The sequence below is a fragment of the Dietzia sp. B44 genome (genome assembly GCF_014145245.1).
Taxonomy (GTDB): Bacteria; Actinomycetota; Actinomycetes; order Mycobacteriales; family Mycobacteriaceae; genus Dietzia; species Dietzia natronolimnaea.
Genome location: NZ_JAALEF010000282.1, coordinates 3137 through 10931, shown reverse-complemented (window position 1 = coordinate 10931; position 7795 = coordinate 3137). Strand labels below are relative to the sequence as shown.

Sequence of the window (7795 nt, the reverse complement as noted above, 5' to 3'; positions counted from 1 at the left end):
TCGACGAGGTGTCCGGCCGGCTGGACGAGGTCTCGGACGCCAGCGAGCGCGTCGAGTTGATGAAGCGCCGCGACGCGATCAGGCGCGATCTGAGCAGGGTCACGCCCAGTTCGGTCCCGTCCCCCGCACCTGCTCCCGCGCCCGCCCCCGCCCCGGCCCCCGGTCCGGGTCAGGGCCCCGCGACGCTCGTTCCCGGGGTGCCCGTGCCGCTTCCGTCCAACCTGATCCCGCCGCCGCCCCCCGGTATGCCGGTCATCCCGCTGCCGCTGGACGGGCTGCGGATCTCGACGACGCTGCAGATCCCGATCGACACCCAGCGGATCCAGGACTTCCTGGCGCCCACCACGGGTCGGCCGCAACCGGGCGAGGTCGACGGGACGGGCCCGGCGCCGTCACCGACACGGACCACCGTGACCCAGGTCCCGACGTCGGGGCCTGCGGCCACCAGCGCTCCGGCGACCACCCAGCCCACCAACTGACCCCCTCCCCGGTGGGGCGGAACGGGGAGGTAATTGCGGACCCCCAGTGGTCGCGGACCGGTCGTGGCCGCGGCCCGGCGGGTCAGCGACGCCAGTAGAGACGACGCGGGCGCATCGTGCGCACCGCGTCGGCGTATCCGCGGCAGTAGTCCCACGAGACGTAGTCGTCCGGGATGGGGTCGAACGCGGGCTCGTGGGGCAGGAGTGAGCCGTCCTCCAGGAGCTGCATGAGGTTGGCGCGGAGCATGTCCCACTCGTGGTAGTGCTCCTCCGCGCAGTCCTCGCACTGCACGGCCACCCCCTTGACGCCGGTGGGGGCCAGGAGTTCGCGGAACTCCGCGAGATCGGCGAGGTCCTCCTCGATCGCACGGCGTTCCTCCGCGTCGAGCGGCCCGGAGGGGATGCCGTCGTCCACGGGGTCGAGCCCGGCCAGTTCCGAGGTCGGATCGTCCGGATCGCCGGCGAACGGGTCGGGCGGCATTCCGTGCCGTAGGGGATCGTTCACGCTCCCACCGTACCCGTGGGCACCACCTGGCGGGGCCGACGGTTCGAACCCGGGACCCCGGACGCACTATCCTCGGACTCCAGACCCAGACGACCCCCAGGAGGACGGCAGATGAGCGAGTCGCGAGGCCCCGTGCGCACCGGCGGCGACGATCCCACCAAGGTCGCCATGGTGGGCCTGACCTTCGACGACGTGCTGCTGCTCCCGGCCGCCTCCGAGGTGGTCCCCAGTGAGGTCGACACGAGCACCCGGCTCACCCGGGACATCACGTTGCGGGTGCCGCTCGTATCGTCCGCGATGGACACCGTCACCGAGGCCCGGATGGCCATCTCCATGGCCCGCCAGGGCGGGATCGGGGTGCTGCACCGCAACCTCTCCGTGGCCGACCAGGCGGCCCAGGTGGACACGGTCAAGCGGTCGGAGGCGGGCATGGTCACCGACCCGGTCACCTGTGCTCCCGCCAACACCCTCGCCGAGGTCGACGAGATGTGCGCCCGTTACCGGATCTCCGGCCTGCCGGTGACCGACGAGCGGGGCGAACTCGTGGGCATCATCACCAACCGGGACATGCGTTTCGAGGTGGACAAGTCGCGTCGGGTCGACGAGGTCATGACCCGCGCACCGCTCGTCGTCGCGCGGGAGGGTGTCACGGCGGAGGCCGCCCTCGGACTCCTGCGACGCCACAAGATCGAGAAGCTGCCGATCGTGGACGGCGACGGTCGCCTCACCGGGCTCATCACGGTCAAGGACTTCGTGAAGACCGAGAAGCACCCGGACGCCACCAAGGACTCCGACGGTCGACTGCGCGTGGCCGCGGCGATCGGGACCGGCGAGGACGCCTGGCAGCGCGCCGGGACCCTCACCGACGCCGGTGTGGACGTCCTCGTCGTCGACACCGCCCACGCCCACAACCGCAACGCACTCGAGATGGTCGCCCGCGTCAAGCGTGAGCTCGGCGACCGCGTCCAGGTGATCGGCGGCAACCTCGCCACCCGCGGCGCGGCCCAGGCGATGATCGATGCGGGCGCGGACGCGATCAAGGTCGGCATCGGTCCCGGCTCCATCTGCACCACCCGCGTCGTCGCGGGGGTGGGGGCCCCGCAGATCACCGCGATCCTCGAGGCCTCCGTGGCGGCCCACGCCGCGGGCGTCCCCGTGATCGCCGACGGCGGGATGCAGTACTCGGGGGACGTGGCCAAGGCGATCGCGGCCGGGGCGTCGGCGTGCATGTTCGGTTCGCTGCTCGCGGGCTGCACGGAGTCGCCCGGGGAGCTGATCTTCGTGGACGGCAAGCAGTACAAGGTCTACCGGGGGATGGGGTCGGTCGGCGCGATGCGCGGCCGGGGCAAGCCGGGGCAGGAGAAGTCGTTCTCCAAGGACCGCTACTTCCAGGACGACGTGCTGTCCGAGGAGAAGCTCGTCCCCGAGGGTATCGAGGGACGGGTGCCGTACCGCGGCGACGTCGCGCAGGTCCTGCACCAGCTCACCGGTGGACTGCGCGCGGGGATGGGGTACACGGGATCGGCCACGATCCCGGACATGAACCGCGCCCAGTTCGTCCAGATCACGGCGGCGGGGCTCAAGGAGAGCCACCCCCACGCGATCCAGATGACCGTCGAGGCCCCCAACTACAACGTCAAGGACTGAGGGCGCGTGCGCAACGTCGTGGAGATCGGAATGGGCCGTGAGGCCCGACGGATGTACGGGCTCGGCGAGGTGGACATCGTCCCCTCCCGACGCACCCGCAGCTCCAAGGAGGTGTCGACGGCCTGGCAGATCGACGCCTATCAGATGGACCTGCCCGTGATGACCCACCCGACCGACGCGGTGGTCTCACCCGAGTCGGCGGTGGAGTTCTCGAGGCTCGGTGGCCTGGCCGTCCTCAACGGAGAGGGCCTGTGGGCGCGCCACCAGGATCCGGAGGCCGCGATCGCCGAGCTGCGCGAGCTCGCTCTCGAGGACGTGACCGGCCACCGGGCCGTGGCGCGTCTCCAGGAGCTGCACCGCGCCCCGATCGACCGCGAGCTGCTCGCGGCGGCGGTCCGGCGGATCCGGGACGAGGGCGGCACGGTCGCGGTCCGGGTGTCCCCCCAGCACGCGCGCGACCTCACGCCCGGTCTGGTCGCGGCCGGGATCGACCTGCTCGTCGTCCAGGGCACCATCATCTCCGCCGAACACGTGAGCGGCGAGGACGAGCCGCTGAACCTCAAGGACTTCATCCACGAGCTCGACGTGCCGGTGATCGCCGGCGGCGTGGTGGACTACAAGACCGCCCTGCATCTCATGCGCACGGGTGCGGCCGGTGTGATCGTGGGTTACGGCGGCGTCGAGGGGGTCACCACCACGGGTTCCGTGCTCGGGATGGAGGTCCACATGGCCACCGCGATCGCCGACGCGGCGGCCGCGCGACGCGACTACCTGGACGAGACGGGGGGCCGGTACGTGCACGTACTGGCCGACGGCGACATCTACACCTCGGGTGACATCGCCCGTGCGGTGGCGTGTGGCGCCGACGCCGTGGTGTTGGGTCCGTTGCTGGCCGGGTCGTTGGAGTCCCCGGGGCGGGGTGTGTACTGGGACGCCGTGTCCGCCCATCCCAAGGTCCCCCGTGGACACGTGGCGGAGATCGACGACGAGACGGCCCTGGCGCCCCTGGCAGAGGTCCTGGAGGGGCCGACGAGCGTCCCGGACGGAACCCGGAACCTCATGGGTGGCCTCCGTCGCGCGATGGCCAAGTGCGGGTACTCGGACGTCAAGGGATTCCAGAAGGTGGACCTGTCCGTCCGCCCCTGACGCGGTGGACAAAACGGGAGCTACTGTCGGGTAGGTTCTTGGTGCTCGGGTACTGTGACCTACACCTCGACCACCAGGGAGCCCCACCATGACGACATCGACGCCGTCGCCCTCGACCACCGCCTCCACCGGGAGTCCCGACACGGACGTCCTCGTCGTCGGGTCCGGATTCGGCGGAAGCGTCACCGCTCTGCGCCTGTCGGAGAAGGGGTACCGCGTCACGGTCGTCGAGGCCGGCCGACGGTTCGAGGACTCGGACTTCCCCAAGACCTCGTGGCGGCTCAACCGGTACGTCTGGGCGCCCAAGCTGAAGCTGTTCGGTCTCCAGCGCGTGCATCTGCTGCGCGATGTGATGGTCATGGCGGGGGCGGGCGTCGGCGGTGGCTCACTCAATTACGCCAACACCCTCTACAAGCCCAACTCCCCGTTCTTCAGGGACCGGCAGTGGGGCCACATCACCGACTGGGAGGACGAGCTCACCCCGTTCTACGATCAGGGGCGCCGGATGCTCGGTGTGGTCACCAACCCCACCCATACCCATTCCGACGACGTCATGAAGGCCGTCGCACGGGACATGGGCGCCGAGGACACCTTCGTCTACACGCCGGTCGGGGTGTTCTTCGGGGAGAAGACCGGGGGAGAGGGCAAGCCCGGCGAGACCGTCCGCGACCCGTACTTCGGGGGTGTGGGGCCGGATCGGACCGCCTGTATCGAGTGCGGCGAGTGCATGACCGGCTGCCGGCACGGGGCCAAGAACACCCTGCTCAAGAACTACCTCGGCCTGGCCGAGCGGGCCGGGGCCCGGGTTCTCGACCGCACGACCGTCAGTGGCGTGCACGAGCGTGCCGACGGCACGTGGGAGGTGACGCTCGAGCGCACCGGAGCCTGGACCAGATGGGGTAAGCGCACCACCACGGTCACCGCCTCGCACGTCGTGATGGCCGCCGGAACCTGGGGCACCCAGCATCTGTTGCACTACGCCAAGGACGACGGCTCGCTGCCCCGGCTCTCGCCGGCGCTCGGGAAGCTCACCCGCACCAACTCCGAATCGATCCTCGGGGCGATGCGCCCCAATTACCTGCCGGAACAGGATTTCTCGGAGGGCGTGGCGATCACGTCGTCGTTCCATCCCCGGCCGGACACCCACATCGAGCCCGTCCGCTACGGCAAGGGTTCCAACGCCATCGCGATCCTGCAGACCCTTCTCACGGACGGGGACGGGCCGCTCCCGCGGTGGCGCACCCTGGTGAACGAGATCCGGCGCAAGCCGAGCATGTTCCTGCAGCTGTTCTACCTGCGGCGGTGGAGCCAGCGGTCGGTGATCACCCTGGTCATGCAGAACCTCGACAACTCCCTGGAGACCTCGGTCAAGCGTCGCGGGCCGTTCCGGTACGTCACCAGCAAGCAGGGCCACGGCGAGCCCAACCCGACCTGGATCCCCGCGGGCAACGAGGCCACCCGGCGGATCGCCGAGAATATCGGCGGACTGGCCGGCGGGACGTGGGGCGAGATCGCCAACATGCCGATGACCGCGCACTTCCTCGGCGGATGTGCGATCTCCGATTCGCCGGACAGTGGCGTCGTGGACCCCTACCACCGGGTGTGGAACTACCCGACGATGCACATCGTGGACGGGTCCGCGATCTCCGCGAACCTCGGGGTGAACCCCGCACTGAGCATCACCGCGCAGGCCGAGCGGGCCATGTCGCTGTGGCCCAACAAGGGCGAGGCCGACCCCCGGCCCGCACAGGGCGAGCCCTACGAGCGCGTGACCCCGGTGGCGCCCGTGTCGCCGATCGTCCCGGAGGCGGCGCCCGGCGCGCTGCATCTGCCGATCGTCGGTGTCTCTAGCGGGGGTGCTCCCGCTCGCGCGTGAGCTCGAGCAGTTCCTCGAGCCCGGCCCCGATCCCACGGGCGATCACGTCCGGGTCGGGCACGAGGTGCTCGCACGAGATCACTCCCAGGTCGAGGTGGCCGTCGATCGACACGCTGGTCACCGACAACCCCGCACCGTGGAGCAGCGGGCCGAAGGGGTGCATGTGGGTGATCCGTGCGCCGAGGAAGTAGAGCGGCTTCCGGGGCCCGGGCACGTTGGAGATGATCAGGTTGTAGATCACCGGGTGGACGTCGGCGAGTCTGAGCGCCTCGTACACCCGCATGCCCATGTCGAGGAGGCCGCGGGGGCTCATCCGGCCCCAGTTGTCCAGCAGGGCCGGTCGGATACTCCCGGCCTGCTCCTTGGCGGTCGCCGACGCGTCGACTATCCGGTGGAACCGCTCGACGGGATCGGGCACATCCGTCGCGAGGGACGCGAACATCGCCGAGACCTGGTTCGCGCCGCCGGTCGTCAGATCCGCGCGGGTGGACATGGGGACGATCGCGACCATCGACGCGTCCGGGGCGTCGCCGTGCTCCTCGAGGTAGGACCGGACCGCGCCGCCGACCACGGTGAGCAGGACGTCGTTGACCGTGCCGCCCAGGCGCGTGGTGACCTCCTTGACGGCCCGCAGGTCGAGCGTCACCGTGGCCACCGCGCGGTGCGGGGTCAGGGAGCGGTTGAACAGGGTCCGCGGCGCGGTGAACGGGGCGGGCATGGACCGTCCGCCGTCCTCCCGGCCCCGGGCCCGCTTCATCGCCCCCGGTACGGAGAGCGTCTCGGGCAGGAGGCGGAGGAGCGCCAGGGGTCGGCCGATCAGATCCCGCGCGCCCCCGGCGATGAGTTGGATGGTGTTGGCGCGGCCGACGTGGGTCCGGACCAGTGCGGGATCCTGGATGGGCGTGGAGGCGTCCGTGGCCGCGAGGGTGGCGAGCAGTTCGGCACCCAGCATGCCGTCGATGAGCGCGTGGTGGACCCGGCAGAACGCGGTGACGGTGGGGGCGGCCGGGTCGCCGCGCTCGATGATCCACACCTGCCACAGCGGGTGGGAGCGGTCCAGTGGTGTCGAGGCGAGTCGCCCGCACGTGGCCAGTAGCTCGTCCTCGCCGCCGTCCGGATCGAGCCGGATCCGGTGGACGTGACGGGTGATGTCGAAGTCGAAGTCCTCCACCCACGCCGGGTGTCCCAGGTTCAGGCGGGAGTCGTGGATCCTGCGCCGGAACGGCGGGATGGCCTTGACCCGCCGGGCGAGCCCGGACCGGAGGCGCTCGAAGGAGTACCCCTCGTCGATGGTGGAGACGTCGAGGTGCACCACCCCGTTGATCACCATCATCTGCTCGTCGGTCTCGAGGTACAGGAAGCTGGCGTCGAGGCCGCTCATCCGTTCCACGGGTCACCCCTCCTCGGTCGTCGTGGACCCCGGCGGGGTCGAGACCGTCGCCCCGGCGTCCCCCGCCCCGGCCGCCGTCTCCCGGGTCAGTTCGAGCAGGCGCTCCATCGATTCCCGCAGCCCGGTGGCGATGAGTCCGGGGTCGGGCACGAGGTGCTCGCACGCGTTGATCCCCACGTCGAGCCGATCGCCGAGGGACATCGCCGTCACGGACAGCCCGGAACCGTGCATCAGCGGGCCCAGCGGGTACATGTGGGTCACCCGCGCGCCGAGGAAGTCCGGTGTCTTTCGGGGGCCGGGGAAGTTGGAGACGCTGAGGTTGTGCACCACCGGGTGCAGGTCGGCGAGGTGGAGGTCCCCGTACAGGCGCATCACCAGCGACAGGGCGCCGGACGGCGCCAGCGTGGCCACGTCCTGGATGAGGCCCGGGCGCATCCCACCCCGGGCCCGCCTCTTGCCCCGCCGCGTCCGCCGGGCCACCGCCCGCAGCCGCTCGAGCGGGTCCTGGATGTCGGTCCCCAGCGACGCGAACAGCACTGTCACCCGGTTGTTGCCCTGGGTCCCCTCGTCCCCGCGCGTCGACACGGGCACGACCGCCACGAGTGGCTTCTCGGGGAGGTCGTCGTGGAATCGCAGGTACCGACGCAGTCCGCCGCCCACCACGGTCAGGAACACGTCGTTGACCGTCACCCCGAAGGCGTTCTTGACCTCCTTCATCTCCGTCAGGTCGAGCGAGGTGCCCCGGACCGCCC

General features: G+C 70.8%; 6 protein-coding genes and 1 pseudogene. 4 read left to right on the top strand and 3 right to left on the bottom strand.

The genetic code is table 11. The features are described from left to right. Positions 1 to 479 (top strand): annotated as a pseudogene (locus G6017_RS09965) (hypothetical protein); the annotation flags it as partial. A gap of 82 nt (positions 480 to 561) precedes the next feature. Here G6017_RS09965 and G6017_RS09960 read toward each other — a convergent pair. Further along, positions 562 to 984 (bottom strand): DUF5319 domain-containing protein, encoded by a 423-nt coding sequence (locus tag G6017_RS09960; RefSeq protein WP_370650868.1) that lies wholly within the window; start codon positions 982 to 984, stop codon positions 562 to 564. Between the two features lie 111 nt (positions 985 to 1095). Between G6017_RS09960 and guaB the strand changes: the two genes are divergently transcribed. From guaB to G6017_RS09945, 3 genes are all read left to right on the top strand, one after another. Further along, positions 1096 to 2631, top strand: a complete 1536-nt coding sequence (guaB, locus tag G6017_RS09955; RefSeq protein ID WP_182609355.1) for an IMP dehydrogenase — start codon at positions 1096 to 1098, stop codon at positions 2629 to 2631. Positions 2632 to 2637: 6 nt separating this feature from the next. Further along, on the top strand, positions 2638 to 3777 hold the full coding sequence (locus G6017_RS09950; protein WP_179524693.1) for a GuaB3 family IMP dehydrogenase-related protein: 1140 nt from the start codon (positions 2638 to 2640) through the stop codon (positions 3775 to 3777). A gap of 88 nt (positions 3778 to 3865) precedes the next feature. Then, positions 3866 to 5653, top strand: coding sequence for an FAD-dependent oxidoreductase (locus tag G6017_RS09945; protein WP_182617170.1), 1788 nt, complete (start codon positions 3866 to 3868; stop codon positions 5651 to 5653). On the opposite strand, the gene G6017_RS09940 is transcribed toward G6017_RS09945, so the two are convergent. Together G6017_RS09940 and G6017_RS16775 are read right to left on the bottom strand one after the other, a co-directional pair. Then, the gene (locus tag G6017_RS09940) at positions 5625 to 7034 is read right to left on the bottom strand and encodes a WS/DGAT/MGAT family O-acyltransferase (RefSeq protein ID WP_241731456.1); all 1410 of its coding nucleotides are present in this window, start codon (positions 7032 to 7034) and stop codon (positions 5625 to 5627) included. The two genes, G6017_RS09945 and G6017_RS09940, sit on opposite strands and share 29 nt — an antisense overlap. Before the next feature lie 12 nt (positions 7035 to 7046). Beyond that, on the bottom strand, positions 7047 to 7795 hold a 749-nt coding region (locus G6017_RS16775; RefSeq protein WP_241731455.1), incomplete at its 5' end, for a WS/DGAT domain-containing protein.